Origin of the sequence: Rathayibacter sp. AY1A3 (genome assembly GCF_002930975.1) — a bacterium.
Lineage (GTDB): Bacteria > Actinomycetota > Actinomycetes > Actinomycetales > Microbacteriaceae > Rathayibacter.
Genome location: NZ_PSTO01000002.1, coordinates 123,283 through 139,602 on the forward strand (window position 1 = coordinate 123,283; position 16,320 = coordinate 139,602).

Below are 16,320 nucleotides of genomic sequence, written 5' to 3' on the forward strand. Positions count from 1 at the left end.
GGCGGACGTCGCGCCGCCGATCCGCTCGCTCGCGGAGTTCATCGGATCCGTGCAGGCGCACCCCAGCGTGGACGGGCGGGCCCGGCCTACAGTGTGTCGGTGGAATCCGTGCTGCTCTTCGTCCTCGGCGTCGTCATCATCGCCGTCGGCGTCGCCCTCTCCATCGCCCTGCACGAGGTCGGGCACCTCCTCCCCGCCAAGCTGTTCGGGGTCAAGGTCACGCAGTACATGATCGGGTTCGGGCCGACCCTCTTCTCCCGGCGACGCGGCGAGACGGAGTACGGCGTCAAGGCGATCCCGCTCGGCGGCTACATCGCCATGATCGGCATGTACCCGCCGAAGCACCCGGGGGACCGGCCCACGGAGTCGAGCACCGGCTTCTTCAACGGCCTGGCGTCCTCCGAGGCCCAGCTCGAGGAGCCCCGGCGCGGCGCCTACGCCACGATGATCGACGAGGCCCGCGCCGCCAGCGCCGAGACGATCGGCGACGGCGAGGACCACCGCGCGTTCTACCGGCTCCCCGTGTGGAAGCGCGTGATCGTCATGGCCGGCGGCCCCTTCATGAACCTCGTGATCGCCACGGTCCTCTTCACCGTCCTCCTCTGCGGCATCGGGATCCCGCAGAGCACCAGCACCCTCGCCGCGGTCTCGCAGTGCGTGGTCCCGGAGTCGCAGCGCGCGACCGCGACCTGCACCGCCGATGACCCGCTGGCACCCGGAGCCGCGGCGGGCCTCCTGCCGGGCGACACGATCACGGCGATCGACGGCACTCCGGTGAGCACCTGGAACGACCTGACCCCGATCATCCAGCGCTCCGCGGGCGTCCCGCTCAGCGTGTCCGTCCAGCGCGACGGCGCCCCGCTGACCCTCACGATCACCCCCGCCGAGAACGAGGTCGCGGTGACCGACGCGAACGGCGCCCCCGTCACCGACGCCTCCGGTGCGATCGAGACGCAGACGGTCGGCTTCATCGGCATCTCGCCCACATCGGCCCTCGCGCAGCAGCCGGTCACCGCGGTGCCCGAGACGGTCTGGTCGAACATCACCAGCGTCGCCCATGTGATCCTCAACCTGCCGCAGCGCCTCATCGACGTCGCCCGGGCGGCGTTCGGCTCGGAGGCGCGCGATGCCAACGGCCCGATCAGCGTCGTCGGAGTCGGCCGGATCGCGGGCGAGATCGCCGCCTCCGACCAGCTCCCCGTCGTGTCGAAGGTGCAGACGATGGTCGGCGTCCTCGCCTCGCTCAACGTCGCCCTCCTCGTCTTCAACCTGGTGCCGCTGCTCCCCATGGACGGCGGCCACATCGCCGGCGCCCTCTGGGAGGGCCTGCGCCGCCGGATCGCCAAGCTCTTCGGACGCCGCGACCCCGGCCCCGTCGACATCGCCCGCCTGCTCCCGCTCACCTACGTCGTCGTCCTCGTCCTCGGCGGCATGAGCGCCCTCCTCATCTACGCCGACATCGTCAAGCCGATCACGCTGTTCTGAGTTGGATTCCACGCCGGGCCTCGCCCGGCGTGGCGCGGTCGGCTTCTCGGGGTGGGGGCGTGGGTGGAGCGGGGTGCGGACGGCTGGAGCGAATCGCTGGGACGCGATTCACCCGTTCGCCTCAGGGGTGGCAGGGCGGTCCCTGCCCGGCGTGGTGCGGTCGGCTCTGCGAGGTGGGGTGTGGATGGAGCGGGGTGCGGGCGGCTGGGGCCGGTCGCTCGGACGGGATCGGCGGTTCGGCTCGGGAGCGAGGCGACCGCGGATCGTCGTGCGGTCTCGGGCTGAGAGCAGGTGCGGTGGACGGGTTCCGAGGCGCGCAGGAGGGGCGGCGGCTGGGAAGGTGCGGCGAGCGGACGAGGGGTCCCGCGGCGCGCGTACGATGGGGCGCGTGCCAGCAGTGAATCTGGGTCTTCCCAAGGTCCCCATGACCCTCGCCCCCCGCCGCAAGTCCCGCCAGATCAAGGTGGGCAAGGTGCTCGTGGGCGGTGACGCGCAGGTCAGCGTCCAGTCGATGTGCACCACACCGACGACGAACATCAACGCGACCCTCCAGCAGATCGCCGAGCTCACCGCGTCCGGCTGCGACATCGTCCGCGTCGCGGTGCCGAGCCGCGACGACGCGGAGGCGCTGCCGATCATCGCCAAGAAGAGCCAGATCCCGGTCATCGCCGACATCCACTTCCAGCCCAACTACGTCTACGCCGCGATCGACGCCGGCTGCGCCGCGGTCCGCGTGAACCCCGGCAACATCCGCAAGTTCGACGACCAGGTCGGCAAGATCGCCGCCGCCGCGAAGGCCGCCGGCGTCTCGATCCGCATCGGCGTCAACGCCGGCTCCCTCGAGCCGAGCATCCTGCAGAAGTACGGCAAGCCCACCCCCGAGGCCCTCGTCGAGAGCGCCGTCTGGGAGGCCAGCCTCTTCGAGGAGCACGACTTCCACGACTTCAAGATCTCGGTCAAGCACAACGACCCCGTCGTCATGGTGAAGGCCTACCGCCAGCTCGCCGAGCGCGGCGACTGGCCCCTCCACCTCGGCGTCACCGAGGCCGGCCCCGAGTTCCAGGGGACCATCAAGTCCGCCACCGCCTTCGGCATCCTCCTCGGCGAGGGCATCGGCGACACCATCCGCGTGTCCCTCTCGGCCCCGCCCGCGCAGGAGGTCAAGGTCGGCCTGCAGATCCTCCAGTCGCTGAACCTCCGCGAGCGCAAGCTCGAGATCGTCTCCTGCCCCAGCTGCGGCCGCGCGCAGGTCGACGTCTACACGCTCGCCAACGACGTCACCGCCGGCCTCGAGGGCATGAGCGTCCCGCTGCGCGTCGCCGTCATGGGCTGCGTCGTCAACGGACCCGGCGAGGCCCGCGAGGCCGACCTGGGCGTCGCCTCCGGCAACGGCAAGGGCCAGATCTTCGTCAAGGGCGAGGTCATCAAGACCGTCCCCGAGGCCGAGATCGTCCAGACCCTCATCGAGGAGGCCAACCGCCTGGCCGCCGAGATGCCGGCCGACGACACCTCGACCGGAGCCCCGGTCGTCACCGTCGGCGCGAACTGACGGCGCGGGGCGGATCGACGTGGTCCGCCCCGCACTGCGCCTCGCGCTCGTGGTCGTCGCCGCCGCGCTCCTCGCCTCCGGTGTCGCCGCGCTCCGCAGCGGCCCGTCCTCCGAGGCCGGCGAATGCATCGACAGCCGCACCCCGCAGGACCCCTTCGGCTGCGACCGCTGGGTGCTGACCGCGGCCGAAGGGGAGACCCCGTACACGGCCTGGGTCGAGGACGCCCGCGTCCGCCTCCGCTCCGAGAGCGTCGGGGGTGCGCCGACCCTGGTCGTCGGCACCGGCTGCCTCGTGGTCAGCGCCGCCTACCGGATCGACGACGGCGTGCTGGTCCCCGGCGACGAGGTGACCGGCTCCGACACCTGCTCCGACACGCCGAGCCCCGAGGCCATCCGGCTCAGGGCGCTCCTCTCCGGCCCGATGACGATCGGCGGCACCCCCGACGACGTGCTGCTGGACGGCACGGGCGGAGCGGTCGTCTTCTCGCGGATCCCCGACTGAGGCTCCCGGCGCCCTCGCGAGCCGGGGGAGCGCAGCGGATAGGATCGTCCCTCGTGGTCACCCGTCTCTCGCATCTGTTCGTCCGCACGCTCCGGGAGGATCCCGCCGACGCCGAGGTCGCGGGCCACCGCCTCCTCGTCCGCGCGGGCTACATCCGCCGTCAGGCGCCCGGCGTCTTCGCCTGGCTGCCGCTGGGACTGCGCGTCAAGCGCCGCATCGAGCGGATCATCCACGAGGAGATGGAGGCCGCCGGCGCCCAGGAGGTGCACTTCCCCGCGCTCCTGCCCCGCGAGCCCTACGAGCTCTCGGGCCGCTGGACCGAGTACGGCGACGGCGTGTTCCGCCTGAAGGACCGCAAGGACGCCGACTACATGCTGGCTCCCACGCACGAGGAGTTCTTCACGCTGCTCGTGAAGGACCTCTACTCCTCCTACAAGGACCTGCCCCTGTCGATCTACCAGATCCAGGACAAGTACCGGGACGAGGCGCGGCCCCGCGCGGGCCTCCTGCGCGGCCGCGAGTTCACGATGAAGGACGCGTACTCCTTCGACTACACCGACGCCGGCCTCGACGCGAGCTACCAGCGCCAGCGCGACGCCTACGAGCGGATCTTCGCCCGTCTGGGCCTGGAGTACGTTATCGTGCAGGCCGACGCCGGAGCGATGGGCGGCTCCCGGAGCGAGGAGTTCCTGCACCCCACCCCCGTCGGCGAGGACACCTTCGTCCGGTCGGCGGGAGGGTACGCGGCGAACGTCGAGGCGTACCGCACGCCCGTCCCCGCGGCGCTGCCCGTCGAGGGCCTGCCCGAGGCGCGCGTCTTCGACTCGCCCGACACCCCGACCATCCAGACCCTGGTCGACCTGGCGAACGCGACGCAGCCCCGCCCCGACGGCCGCGCCTGGACCGCCGCAGACACCCTGAAGAACGTCGTCCTCGCGCTCACCGCGCTCGACGGCACCCGCGAGCTCGTGATCGTCGGCCTGCCCGGCGACCGCGACGTCGACCTCAAGCGCGCCGAGGTGGCCTTCGCCCCGGCCGAGGTCGAGGCCGCCACGGCGGAGGACTTCGCGAAGCACCCCGGACTGGTCAAGGGCTACATCGGACCCTGGTCGGCCGAGGGAGCCGTCCTGGGCGAGGAGTCGGCGACCGGCGTCCGCTACCTGCTCGACCCGCGCGTGGTCGACGGCACCGCCTGGATCACCGGGGCCAACGTCTCCGGGCAGCACGTCCTCGACCTGGTCGCCGGCCGCGACTTCCACGGCGACGCCACCGTCGAGGTCGCGGACGTCCGCACCGGCGACGAGGCGCCCGACGGCTCGGGCCCGATCGAGACCGCCCGCGGCATGGAGATCGGCCACGTCTTCCAGCTCGGCCGCAAGTACGCCGACGTCCTCGGGCTGAAGGTGCTCGACGAGAACGGGAAGCTCGTCACCGTCACGATGGGCTCCTACGGCATCGGCGTGACCCGCATCCTCGCCATCATCGCCGAGGCCACCCACGACGACCGAGGACTGCTCTGGCCCGCGAACGTCGCGCCGTTCGACGTGCACGTCATCGCGACCGGCAAGGACGCGGCGGCTCTCGAGCTCGCCGAGTCGGTCGGCGCCTCCCTCGAGGCCGTCGGCCGCGACGTGCTGATCGACGACCGCCCGAAGGTCTCGCCCGGCGTCAAGTTCGGCGACGCCGAGCTGATCGGGGTGCCCGTGATCGTCATCGCGGGCCGAGGAGCGGCCGACGGGATCGTCGAGCTGTGGGACCGCCGGTCCGGCGAGCGCGAGCAGCTCCCGGTCGTCGAGGCGCTCGCCCGACTGGGCGCCTAGACCCGAAACGCCGAGGGCCCCGCCACCGCTTCCCGTGGCAGGCGGGGCCCTCCGTGCGTCGGCAGGATCCGCGGGTGGAACCCCGGGCCGCGTCGGGTACCCTTGAGGGCTGATCCGGGTGAGAGCCCGGCAGGCGAACGACCGCGGTCACCACCGCGGCATCCAAGTGAATAGAGAGAAAGGCCCGCCCGTGGACATCGACCTGAGCGTTCTGCGACTCATGGAGCGCGAGCGCGAGATCCCCTTCGAGGAACTCGTGCAGATCATCGAGCAGGCGATCCTGACCGCCTACCTCAAGCACATCGGCCAGGCCGACGACGCCGACAAGGCCACCGCCGTCGACGCGCGCGTGCACCTCGACCGCAAGACCGGTCACGTCTCGGTCTTCGTGCCCGAGCTCGACGAGGAGGGCGCCGTCGTGGGCGAGGCCGAGGACTCCCCGCGCGACTTCGGCCGCATCGCCGCCTTCGCCGCGAAGCAGGTCATCAACCAGCGCCTGCGCGACATCGCCGACGAGCACGTGCTCGGCGAGTTCAAGGGCCGCGAGGGCGACATCGTCGCCGGCGTCATCCAGCAGGGCCCCAACCCGCGGATGATCCACGTCGACCTCGGCTCCATCGAGGCGATCCTCTCGCCCGAGGAGCAGGTGCCCGGCGAGGACTACAGCCACGGACGCCGCATCCGCGTCTACGTCACGAGCGTCGGCCGCGGACCCAAGGGCCCGTCGGTCCAGGTGTCCCGCACCCACCCGTCGCTGGTGCGCAAGCTGTTCGCCCTCGAGGTCCCCGAGATCGCGTCCGGCGTGGTGGAGATCGTCTCCCTCGCCCGCGAGGCCGGCCACCGCACCAAGATCGCGGTGCGCGCGACCGAGCCCGGCGTGAACGCCAAGGGCGCCTGCATCGGCGAGCTCGGCCAGCGCGTGCGCGCGGTGACCGCCGAGCTCAACAACGAGAAGATCGACATCGTCGACTACTCCTCCGACCTGCCGACCTTCGTCGCCAGCGCGCTCTCGCCCGCCAAGGTGACCAGCGCGTTCGTGATCGACCAGAGCCTCAAGGCCGTCCGGGCGCTCGTCCCCGACTACCAGCTCTCGCTCGCCATCGGCAAGGAGGGCCAGAACGCCCGCCTCGCCGCCAAGCTGACCGGCGCGAAGATCGACATCCAGCCCGATTCGGTGATGGACGGGGAGTGATCCCCGAGCATCGGCCGTGCGGGGGAGCGGTCCCGGAGGGGAGGGAGTAGAGTGGAAGCCGTCAGAACGTGCGTCGGCTGCCGTCTGCGCGCCCCCCGGGCCTCTCTTCTGAGGCTGGTCCTCCACTCGAACGTCCTCGCGGTAGACCCGCGTGCCGTCCGTCCTGGTCGGGGAGCGTGGCTCCACGACACAGCCGACTGCTACGAGCTCGCGGTCAAGCGCCGCGCGTTCGGAAGAGCGTTCCGGACGCGCGAGAGCGTGGACGCGAGCGAGCTGGAGCAGTACATCGCACGATCCGACCGGCTCGGCCCCTCGACCGGAGGGGCCGGAGCAGCGCACGATCACACCATAGAGAACAGGCAGAACGGCCCGTGAACTGATCATGAGCGAAGACTGATGAGCGGCTCGAAATGAGACCCGTCCGTTCGTGACGCCTGCCCCCGTCTTGGGTGCAGGCCCAAGACAGGAGAGAAGTGGCAAAACCACGCGTACACGAGATCGCATCCGAACTGGGTGTCGATAGCAAGGTCGCACTTGCGAAGTTGAAGGAGCTCGGCGAGTTCGTCAAGGGCCCGTCCTCGAGCATCGAACCCCCGGTGGCGCGCAAGCTCCGCCAGGCCCTCCAGGGCCAGGGCGGTTCCTCCGCGGGAGCGTCGGCGACCCCGGCCGCCCCCGCCGCCGGCGCCCGTCCCGGGGCCCCGCGCCCCTCCGGCGCGCGTCCGTCCGCGCCCACGCCCGGACCGGCCAAGCCGCCCGCTCCGGCGCCGGCACCGCCGATGTCGGTCGCCGAGCGCCAGGCCCAGGCTCAGGCCGCCCAGGAGGCCGCGGCCGCTCAGCGCGCTCAGGCAGCCAAGGACGCGCCCGCCGAGGCCGCCGCTCCGGCTCTTACCGAGGCCCCCGCGGCTCCGGCCGCCGCCGAGAAGCCGGCGTCCGGCGCGACCCCCGGCGGACCCAAGCCCGTGACCCCGCGTCCGGCTCCCGCCGCGAACACCCCGCGCCCCGGCGGCGCCTCGGGCGGCTCCAACCGCCCCGGCGGCACCCCGCGCCCGGGCAACAACCCGTTCGCCAGCAACCAGGGCATGGGACAGCGTCCCGCCGCCCCGCGCCCCGGCAACAACCCCTTCGCCAGCTCGCAGGGCATGGGATCGCGTCCGACCCCGGGCAACATCCCCCGCCCGGCTGCTCCGCGCCCCGGCGCGCCCCGACCCGGCGGACCCGGCATGGGCCAGCGCCCCGCCGGCTTCGGCCAGCGTCCCGGCGGACCCGGCGGCGGAGCAGGACGTCCCGGCGGTGCCGGTCGTCCGGCCGGCGGCGGCTTCCAGCGCCCCGGCGGCGCTCCCGGTGCCGGTGGCGGCTTCGCCCCTCGTCCCGGTGGCGGCGGCGGTCGCGGTCGCGGCCCCGGCGGTGGAACCGCAGGAGCCTTCGGTCGCGGTGGCGGCAAGAGCAAGGCCCGGAAGTCCAAGCGCACGAAGCGTCAGGAGTTCGAGCTCAGGGAGGCCCCGTCGCTCGGCGGCGTCAGCGTCCCCCGCGGCGACGGCAGGACGGTCATCCGTCTGCGCCGCGGCGCGTCGATCTCGGACTTCGCCGACAAGATCGAGGCCATGACCGGCGTGCCGGTGCCCCCCGGCAACCTGGTCACCGTCCTCTTCGCCCTCGGCGAGATGGCGACGGCGACCGAGTCGCTCGACGAGGCCACCTTCGAGGTGCTCGGCTCCGAGCTCGGCTTCAAGATCCAGGTCGTCTCGCCCGAGGACGAGGACAAGGAGCTCCTCGAGGGCTTCGGTCTCGACCTCGAGCAGGAGCTCGACGACGAGACGGACGAGGACCTCGAGATCCGTCCGCCGGTCGTCACCGTCATGGGTCACGTCGACCACGGAAAGACGCGCCTGCTCGACGCGATCCGCAACGCCAACGTCGTCGCCGGCGAGGCGGGCGGCATCACGCAGCACATCGGTGCGTACCAGGTCGTCGCGGAGCACGAGGGCATCGAGCGCCCGATCACCTTCATCGACACCCCGGGTCACGAGGCGTTCACCGCCATGCGAGCCCGCGGTGCCCAGGTCACGGACATCGCGATCCTCGTGGTCGCGGCGGACGACGGCATCATGCCGCAGACCATCGAGGCGCTGAACCACGCCCAGGCGGCCAACGTGCCGATCGTGGTCGCGGTGAACAAGGTGGACAAGCCCGACGCCAACCCGGCCAAGGTGCGCCAGCAGCTCACCGAGTTCGGGCTCGTCGCCGAGGAGTACGGCGGAGACGTCATGTTCGTCGACGTGTCGGCTCGCGCGGGCACCGGCATCCAGGACCTCCTGGACGCCGTGCTGCTCACCGCGGACGCCGGTCTCGACCTGCGCGCCAACCCCAACAAGGAGGCGCGCGGAGTCGCGATCGAGGCGAAGCTCGACAAGGGACGCGGTGCGGTCGCGACCGTGCTCATCCAGTCGGGAACGCTGCGCGTAGGAGACGCGATCGTCGCCGGAACGGCTTACGGCCGCGTCCGTGCGATGGCGGACGAGAACGGCAACGCCGTCCTCGAAGCCGTGCCGTCGCGTCCGGTGCAGGTGCAGGGACTCTCGTCCGTGCCCCGCGCCGGCGACACCTTCCTCGTCACCGAGGAGGACCGCACGGCCCGTCAGATCGCCGAGAAGCGCGAAGCCGCTCAGCGCAACGCCCTGCTGGCCAAGGCCCGCAAGCGCATCTCGCTCGAGGACTTCACCCGTGCTCTCGAGGAGGGCAAGGTCGAGTCGCTCAACCTCATCATCAAGGGCGACGTGTCCGGTGCCGTCGAGGCGCTGGAGGAGTCGCTCGTCAAGATCGAGGTCGACGACTCGGTGCAGCTGCGCATCATCCACCGCGGTGTCGGTGCGATCACGGAGTCGGACGTCAACCTCGCGACGATCGACAACGCGATCATCGTGGGCTTCAACGTCCGCCCCGACCCGAAGGCCCGCGAGCGCGCTGCTCGAGAAGGAGTGGACATCCGCTTCTACTCGGTCATCTACAACGCGATCGAAGAGGTCGAGAACTCGCTCACGGGCATGCTCAAGCCCGAGTTCGAGGAGGTCCAGTCCGGTGTCGCCGAGATCCGCGAGGTGTTCCGCTCCTCCAAGTTCGGCAACATCGCGGGTGTCATCGTCCGCTCCGGCACGATCACCCGCAACTCGAAGGCGCGCGTCATCCGTGACGGCGTCGTGGTCGGGGACAACCTGGCCATCGAGTCGCTGCGTCGCTTCAAGGACGACGTCACGGAGGTCCGTACGGACTACGAGGCCGGTATCGGACTCGGAAAGTACAACGACATCCAGATCGGCGACGAGATCGAGACGATCGAGATGAAGGAGAAGCCGCGAGGCTGATCCGCTCCACTGGAAGGCCCGGGTCCGCCCGGGCCTTCCGGCGTCTCACGGCGCTGTTCGTGCGGGATCGGGAGGGGACTCTCGTCCTCTCGCGCCCTGCGGGAGGAATCGGGGGCCGCCCGTGTCCCGGAGGTGCGCACCCTCCAGCGTGCGCTTCCGCACCTCCGGGCGTGGGAGGCCGGCCCCGATCAGGCGCTCCTGTCTCGGTGGGTGCGCCCGCTGAACGAGCAGCTCGCGAGCAGCGAGCCTGCGGGCGATGTCCGGCTCCCGATCCAGCACCTGAGCCTTCCCGCCCCCCGGTCCCCGAGGATCAGGGAGCCGCGAGAAGGCACCCCACCCGCGCCGTCGATGACGCGCGGTCGAGGGGCATCACGCCCCAGAAGCAAGGCCCCCTCGGACGCGACCGGTCGTCCGGGCGGAGAGTGGTTGAATGGCGAGCTGAACGGTTCGCCGAGAGAGATGTGAGGACCAGCCATGGCAGATCCGGCCCGGGCGAGGAAGCTCGCCGAACGTATCCAGGTGATCGTCGCGAAGCGGCTCGAGCGCGGTCTCCGCGACCCGCGCCTCGGCTTCGTCACCATCACCGATGTCCAGGTGACCGGCGACCTGCAGCACGCCTCGGTGTTCTACACGGTCTACGGCACCGATGAGGAGCGCGCCGATTCGGCCGCGGCCCTCAAGGCCGCCACCGGCATGCTCCGCACCGAGGTGGGCAGGAACATCACGTCCCGGCTCACGCCGTCGCTCGAGTTCATCCTCGACGCGGTGCCCGAGAACGCGAAGCACATCGAGGATCTGCTCGCCGCCGCGCGCAGCCAGGACTCGCAGGTGCAGTCGCTCGCCGCTCAGGCGGACTACGCCGGCGAGGCCGACCCCTATGTGAAGCCCCGCGAGGACGACGAGGACTAGGCGCCGAGCCCGAACACCGCGGAGCCCGTGGCGACGTCGACCGATTCCAGGACGACGACGACACGGGCTCCCGGCGTGAGCGGGGCCGGGACGTCGACGGTGATCTCCGGGTCGAGCAGCTGGACCGAGGAGCGGGTGCGAGCCGAGGAGACGACGATCCCGCTGAAGGAGGCTCCTTCGCGGCCGCGGAGGACGGCGGCCTCGACGATCGCGGTCGCCGCACGGGAGGCGGCTCCGGCCCGGCGGTCGCTCGCGGCGAGGAGCGGCGGGAGCAGGGGCAGCGCCTCGCGCAGCTGCGACGGGATCGGTCCGCCCCGGGACACCGCGAGGCAGACGGCGAGGCCGAACCGGTCGACCAGGCGCCGCAGCGGCGCGGTGACGTGCGCGTACGGCGCGGCGAGGGCCGCCTGCTCGGGATGCTCCGGCGGGGCGCCGTCGAAGGCGGTGTAGCCGGCGCCGCGGAACAGGCTCGCCGCGGCGTACATGATGGCGAGCTGGGCGGGGTCGGCGGTGTCGAGGCGGCGCAGGTAGGCGCCGTAGGCCTCCTCCTCGGGCCACGGGATGCCGAGCGCCGCGGCTCGGGAGCGGAAGGCCGCGACGGTGGCGGGGTCGGCCTCGGGCATGGTCCGGAGGATGCCCACCCCCGCGTCGAGCATCATCGTCGCCGCTGCCATACCGGTCAGCAGCGAGACCTGGGCGTTCCAGCCCTCGACGGCCGGGGGAGCGCGGCGCTCGACCCGGTAGCCGCCGTCGGCGGCGACGATCTCCTCCTCGGGCAGCGTCAGGCTCGCTCCTCCGCGCTCGGTCTCGCGCGCCAGGCGCTCGAGTCCGAACCAGGGGAGGAGGGCGAGGGAGGGGTGCGGATCGCCCGCGTCGACGCTGCGCTGCACGCCCTCGTAGTCGAGCCGGGCCACGCTGCGCACGAGCGCCCGCTCGAGGTGCACCGAGCGCGGCTCCGCCCGCTCGTCGAGGGTCAGCGTCCAGACCAGCGCTCGGCGCGTCTCGTCCGGCAGGAGCGACGCGGTCCCGTCGGAGAGGACCGCGGGGTGCAGCGGGACGCGGCCGTCCGGGAGGTAGTAGGTCTGGCCGCGGCGGCGCGTCTCGGCGTCGAGCGCTCCGCCGGTGCGGACGACCGCGGGCACGTCCGCGATGGCGTAGCGGAGGACGACGCCCTCCGACGTGCGCTCCAGGTGGAGGGCCTGGTCCAGGTCGAGCGAGCCGGGCGGGTCGATCGTCACGAAGGGGAGGTCCGTCCGGTCGACGCGGTCCTCGTCGTCCGCTCCGGCGTCCGCGTGCTCGGCCTCGGCCAGCGCGGCCGGCGGGAACGGGCCGGGCAGGTCGTTCTCGACGCGGACCGCGGCGAGGGCGCGCTGGACGTCCTGGGCGAGGTCGACGTCGAGGGCGCGCTCGACGGCGGCGTCGGGGCGGGGGAGGCGGAGGCGGCGACCGGTCACGGCGCCGACCCTACCCGCCTCCTCCGACGCGGACGGCGGTCGACGGGCCCTCAGGAGCCGGGGAGGAGGTAGCCGTCCTCCGGGCCGCCCGTCGCCAGGCCGTCGGCGAGGAGCCCGGCCAGGGCGCGACCGCGCTGGTCGGCGTCCGGCCAGAGAGACTCCACCTCGGCCGCGGTGACCGGGCCGTGCGCCGCGCGCAGCTCGGCGAGGATGAGGCCGCGGACCTGGCGGTCCGAGCCCTCGAACCGCTTCTGCTTCGCCTTCACGGGCCCGGTGTGCTCGGGGTACCCCTCCGCCCGCCAGCGGCAGAGGTCGCGGATCGGGCACTCGTCGCAGCGCGGAGCGCGGGCGGTGCAGACGATCGCCCCCAGCTCCATCGCGCCCGCGTTGAAGGCCGCCGCCTCGGAGAGCGACTCGGGCAGCAGCGCCGACATCGCAGCGAGGTCGGCCCTCGCGCGGGGCGGACCGGGCTCCGCCGCTCCGTCGACCGCGCGCGCGAGGACCCGGCGGACGTTGGTGTCGACCACGGGGTGCCGCCTCCCGTAGGCGAACACGGCGATGGCGCGGGCGGTGTAGTCGCCGATGCCGGGCAGTGCGAGGAGGGTCTCGACGTCGTCGGGGACCACGTCGCCGTGCTCCTCGGCGATCGCCACGGCGCAGGCGTGCAGTCGCAGGGCCCGCCGCGGGTAGCCCAGGGACTGCCAGGCGCGCACCGCCTCGCCGGGCGGGACGGCGGCGAGTGCGGAGGGTGTCGGCCAGCGCTCCAGCCACTCCGCCAGACGCGGGACGACGCGGACCACCGGGGTCTGCTGCAGCATGAACTCGCTGACGAGCGTGCCCCAGGCGGGGAAGCCCTCGCGGCGCCACGGCAGGTCGCGGGCGCTCGTGCGGAACCAGGCGGTGATCGCGTCGGCGAGAGGGTCGGAGGGCATCAGCCCACACTAGGCGGCGGCGCGTATCGTGGGCGGATGACCAGGTGGGCTCCGCAGAAGGCCGATGTGCTCGACGCTCTCGCGGCGGAGGTGCTGCACAACTACGGGCGCGGACGGGTCAAGGTCGGGATCGACGGCGACGACCCCGCGGTGAGCGCGGCGTTCGCGCTCGACCTCGCGGAGGCGCTCCGCCGGGCCGGCAAGGACGCGATCGTCGCGCACCTCGCCGACTTCCGACGTCCCCGCGCCGATCGGGACGACCCCGCCGTGCCCGAGGAGCAGCGCTCCTACGCGGCCGGGTACGACTACGAGCTCCTGCGCCGCGTCCTGCTCGATCCGTTCACCCTCGGCGGCAGCACCGGGTTCGTGCTCGCGGGCTTCGACGCAGTGCGCGACGAGGCGCGGCAGGCGCGCTGGCGGACCGCCGGCCGCGACGCGGTGCTGCTCGTCGACGGCGAGTTCGCCCTCCGGCCGGAGCTGCGCGGCGCGTGGAGCACCAGCATCCGCCTCGACACGCAGGAGCCGCCGGTGGACGCGGCGTACCGCGCCACGACGGACCCGCGCCGGCTGGCGGGGATCCTCGTCGACATCCGCGATCCGGAGCAGCCCCGGCGCCTCTTCGCCGACTCCTGCTGAGCCTCGGGACGGAGGCCGCCGCCGCGGGCGGCGTCCGTCCGACAGGGCCGCGGGCTCAGACCAGGGCGGCGCGGCGCACGACCTCAGCCGGCGGCACGAAGGCGCCCGCCCGCTCGACCTCGTGCACCAGGTCGACCAGCAGCTGGTTGACCGGTGCCTCGCGCCCGCCGCGGTGAGCGGTGCGGACCACGGCCCCGGCCAGGTGGTCGATCTCGCTCGGCACTCCGCGGCGGACGCTCTGCAGCGTCGACCCGGGGTTCGGCACCTCGCCCATCCGCGCGGCCATCCGGCGGGGGAGCAGCTCGACCAGGGGCAGGGGAGCGGCGGCCAGGGCGCGGACGGACGTGTTCGAGAGTCCCTGCAGCGAGCCGAAGCGGACGCCCGACGCGAGGCCCGTCCGGGCGGCCTCGCGCATCGACCGGGCGAGGACGCGCCGCAGCCCCGGATCGTCGATCGTCTCCTGGACCGAGAGCCCGGTGATCGCGGGCAGGGCATTGACCTCGTTGATCAGCAGCTTCGTCCACTGCGCTCCGGTGAAGTCGTCGGTGACGGCGGTGGGGACCGCCTCGCCGAGCACGGCGGCGGCCCGTCGGACGTCGTCGTCGGCCGGGCGGCCGGGGACGCCGAGCGTAGTCGTGGCAGGAGCCGTGACGGTGACCCGGCCGGGTTCGAGGTGGCTCGCGGCGAAGAGGGCGAGAGCACCCACGAGCCGGGCGTCGCGCACCTGCCGGGCCGCCGCGGTGAGTCCGTCCAGTCCGTTCTGGACGACGACGACGAGAGTGCCGTCGACCGTGCGGCGGTTGGTGCGCAGCGCGTCCTCGGCGTCCTGCGCTTTCGTGCAGACGAAGGCGAGATCGGGCACGAGGTCGAGGGACTCGCCGCAGCGGACCCAGGCGGTGTGCTCGCCCCACGCCCCGTCGAGCCGGATCCCCGACCGGCGGATCGCGGTGAGGTGGTCGCCTCGGGCGGTGACCTCGACGTCGTGCCCGGCGCGGTCGAGAAGGGCGGCGATGGTGCCGCCGACGGCGCCTGCTCCGAGTACTGCGATCCTCATCCGGACAGCCTAGGACGGGCGGGCGAGGGCTCCGGCTCCACCCCGGGGGTACTCCCGATCCGTCCGTGTATCCTCGCACCCGTGCTCGAGACCCCCGCCCCGGCTCCGAACGGGATCCTCCTGCTGGACAAGCCCGGCGGCATCACCAGCCACGACCTCGTCTCGCGGACCCGCCGCCGCGCGGGGACCCGCAAGGTCGGCCACGCGGGGACGCTCGATCCGATGGCGACCGGGCTGATGATCCTCGGTCTCGGCCCCTCGACGCGCCTGCTCACCTACCTCGTCGGCCTCGACAAGCAGTACGAGGCGACGATCCGGCTGGGCTCCTCCACCACCACCGACGACCAGGAGGGCGAGGTGCTCGCCTCGGCGGAGCCCGCCCTCGTCGCGGCCCTCGCCCCGGAGTCGGTGTCCGACGCGATCGCGGCCCTCACCGGAGCGATCGAGCAGGTCCCGAGCACGGTCAGCGCGATCAAGGTGGACGGCCGCCGCGCCTACGCCCGCGCCCGCGACGGCGAGGAGGTCGTGCTCGCCTCCCGCCCTGTGACCGTCTCGGAGTTCGCCGTCCTGGCGAGCCGCCCGGTCGAGGGGTTCCTCGACCTGGACGTGCGCGTCACCTGCTCCTCCGGCACCTACATCCGCGCGCTCGCCCGCGACCTGGGCGCGTCCCTCGGAGTCGGCGGCCACCTGACCGCGCTGCGGCGCACCGCGGTCGGCCCCTTCTCCGTGGCCCAGGCCGGCGAGATCGACGAGCTCGACGTCCCCGCCGCGCTCCTGCCGCCCACGCTCGTGGCGGGCGAGCTGTTCCCCCTGCTGCGCCTCGACGCCCAGGAGGCGGGCGATCTCGCGAACGGCAAGCGCATCCCGGCCCCGGAGGCGGTGGCGGGCGCGAAGGGCCTCCTCGCCGCGGTCGGCCCGGGGGAGCGGCTGATCGGCCTCGCCGAGCGGCGCGGCACCCAGCTCAAGAGCGTCGTCAACTTCCCGACCGAGGACCTGCGGACGGCCGCCTCGTGATCGAGTGGTTCACGATCCTCCAGGTGGGGATCGCCGTCGCGGCCGGCCTTCTCTGCCTCGTGCTCGGGCTGCTCGCCCGCCGTCCCTCGGACGTCTCGGTCGGCGCGACGGCGATCGTCGAGCTGCTGCTGATCGTCCAGCTGGCGGTCGCGATCGTGTCGCCGCTGGTCGGCAACCGCCCGTCGGGGAGCCTGCCGGAGTACTACATCTACCTGATCTCGGCGCTGCTCCTGCCGCTCGCGGCCGGGTTCTGGGCGCTCATCGAGCGGAGCCGCTGGAGCACCGTGATCCTGGGCGTCGCCTGCCTCTCGATCGCGGTCATGGTCTACCGGATGCACCAGATCTGGTTCTTCCAGAGCGCCTGATCGGGCCCGCCACCGGGCCCGGCCCGGCGAGCGCCTAGCATGGACGTGC

At 72.9% G+C, this 16,320-nt stretch carries 14 protein-coding genes; 11 read left to right on the forward strand and 3 right to left on the reverse strand.

The features are described 5' to 3' along the window. The first annotated feature begins 99 nt into the window (after positions 1-99). From C5C10_RS01605 to rbfA, 8 genes are all read left to right on the forward strand, one after another. Positions 100-1,485: an RIP metalloprotease gene (locus C5C10_RS01605; RefSeq protein ID WP_258060345.1), complete on the forward strand. Its 1,386-nt coding sequence runs from the start codon at positions 100-102 to the stop codon at positions 1,483-1,485. A 388-nt stretch (positions 1,486-1,873) separates the two neighbouring features. Continuing rightward, positions 1,874-3,034, forward strand: a complete 1,161-nt coding sequence (gene ispG / locus C5C10_RS01610; RefSeq protein WP_173244694.1) for a flavodoxin-dependent (E)-4-hydroxy-3-methylbut-2-enyl-diphosphate synthase — start codon at positions 1,874-1,876, stop codon at positions 3,032-3,034. 19 nt (positions 3,035-3,053) lie between these two features. After that, complete coding sequence (locus C5C10_RS01615) at positions 3,054-3,536, forward strand: hypothetical protein (protein ID WP_104266976.1); 483 nt, start codon at positions 3,054-3,056, stop codon at positions 3,534-3,536. Positions 3,537-3,589: 53 nt separating this feature from the next. Continuing rightward, positions 3,590-5,356: a proline--tRNA ligase gene (locus C5C10_RS01620; RefSeq protein WP_104328356.1), complete on the forward strand. Its 1,767-nt coding sequence runs from the start codon at positions 3,590-3,592 to the stop codon at positions 5,354-5,356. Positions 5,357-5,546: 190 nt separating this feature from the next. Next, positions 5,547-6,548 carry a transcription termination factor NusA gene (gene nusA, locus C5C10_RS01625; protein ID WP_104225180.1) on the forward strand — a complete coding sequence of 334 codons (1,002 nt, stop codon included), beginning with the start codon at positions 5,547-5,549 and terminating at the stop codon, positions 6,546-6,548. Positions 6,549-6,599: 51 nt separating this feature from the next. Then, a complete protein-coding gene (locus tag C5C10_RS01630; protein WP_104225593.1) occupies positions 6,600-6,923 on the forward strand; it encodes a YlxR family protein in 324 nt (107 codons plus the stop codon). A gap of 98 nt (positions 6,924-7,021) precedes the next feature. After that, positions 7,022-9,907, forward strand: a complete 2,886-nt coding sequence (infB, locus tag C5C10_RS01635) for a translation initiation factor IF-2 (RefSeq protein ID WP_104328357.1) — start codon at positions 7,022-7,024, stop codon at positions 9,905-9,907. A 474-nt stretch (positions 9,908-10,381) separates the two neighbouring features. Beyond that, complete coding sequence (gene rbfA, locus C5C10_RS01640; RefSeq protein ID WP_104223052.1) at positions 10,382-10,816, forward strand: 30S ribosome-binding factor RbfA; 435 nt, start codon at positions 10,382-10,384, stop codon at positions 10,814-10,816. Here the strand turns inward: rbfA and C5C10_RS01645 are convergent. Both C5C10_RS01645 and C5C10_RS01650 read right to left on the reverse strand, forming a co-directional pair. Then, the gene (locus C5C10_RS01645; RefSeq protein WP_104328358.1) at positions 10,813-12,270 is read right to left on the reverse strand and encodes an RNB domain-containing ribonuclease; all 1,458 of its coding nucleotides are present in this window, start codon (positions 12,268-12,270) and stop codon (positions 10,813-10,815) included. The genes rbfA and C5C10_RS01645 overlap by 4 nt on opposite strands. Positions 12,271-12,320: 50 nt before the next feature. Next, positions 12,321-13,202 (reverse strand): A/G-specific adenine glycosylase, encoded by an 882-nt coding sequence (locus C5C10_RS01650; RefSeq protein ID WP_104225596.1) that lies wholly within the window; start codon positions 13,200-13,202, stop codon positions 12,321-12,323. A gap of 36 nt (positions 13,203-13,238) precedes the next feature. Between C5C10_RS01650 and C5C10_RS01655 the strand changes: the two genes are divergently transcribed. Beyond that, positions 13,239-13,838: a hypothetical protein gene (locus C5C10_RS01655; RefSeq protein ID WP_146082085.1), complete on the forward strand. Its 600-nt coding sequence runs from the start codon at positions 13,239-13,241 to the stop codon at positions 13,836-13,838. Positions 13,839-13,893: 55 nt separating this feature from the next. Here the strand turns inward: C5C10_RS01655 and C5C10_RS01660 are convergent, their stop codons facing one another. Next, positions 13,894-14,892 carry a ketopantoate reductase family protein gene (locus tag C5C10_RS01660; RefSeq protein WP_104249600.1) on the reverse strand — a complete coding sequence of 333 codons (999 nt, stop codon included), beginning with the start codon at positions 14,890-14,892 and terminating at the stop codon, positions 13,894-13,896. 81 nt (positions 14,893-14,973) lie between these two features. On the opposite strand from C5C10_RS01660, the gene truB reads away from it, so the two are divergent. Beyond that, positions 14,974-15,906, forward strand: a complete 933-nt coding sequence (gene truB, locus C5C10_RS01665; protein WP_104223057.1) for a tRNA pseudouridine(55) synthase TruB — start codon at positions 14,974-14,976, stop codon at positions 15,904-15,906. Beyond that, a complete protein-coding gene (locus C5C10_RS01670) occupies positions 15,903-16,271 on the forward strand; it encodes a hypothetical protein (protein WP_104223058.1) in 369 nt (122 codons plus the stop codon). The genes truB and C5C10_RS01670 overlap by 4 nt, the downstream gene beginning before the upstream one ends. The last annotated feature ends 49 nt before the right edge of the window (positions 16,272-16,320 follow it).

Excerpts from the sequence above, each read along its gene's own strand:
- rbfA (WP_104223052.1), top strand. The coding sequence starts at position 10,382 with ATGGCAGATCCGGCCCGGGCGAGGAAGCTCGCCGAACGTATCCAGGTG.
- C5C10_RS01650 (WP_104225596.1), bottom strand. The coding sequence starts at position 13,202 with ATGCCCTCCGACCCTCTCGCCGACGCGATCACCGCCTGGTTCCGCACG.
- C5C10_RS01655 (WP_146082085.1), top strand. The coding sequence starts at position 13,239 with ATGACCAGGTGGGCTCCGCAGAAGGCCGATGTGCTCGACGCTCTCGCG.
- C5C10_RS01660 (WP_104249600.1), bottom strand. The coding sequence starts at position 14,892 with ATGAGGATCGCAGTACTCGGAGCAGGCGCCGTCGGCGGCACCATCGCC.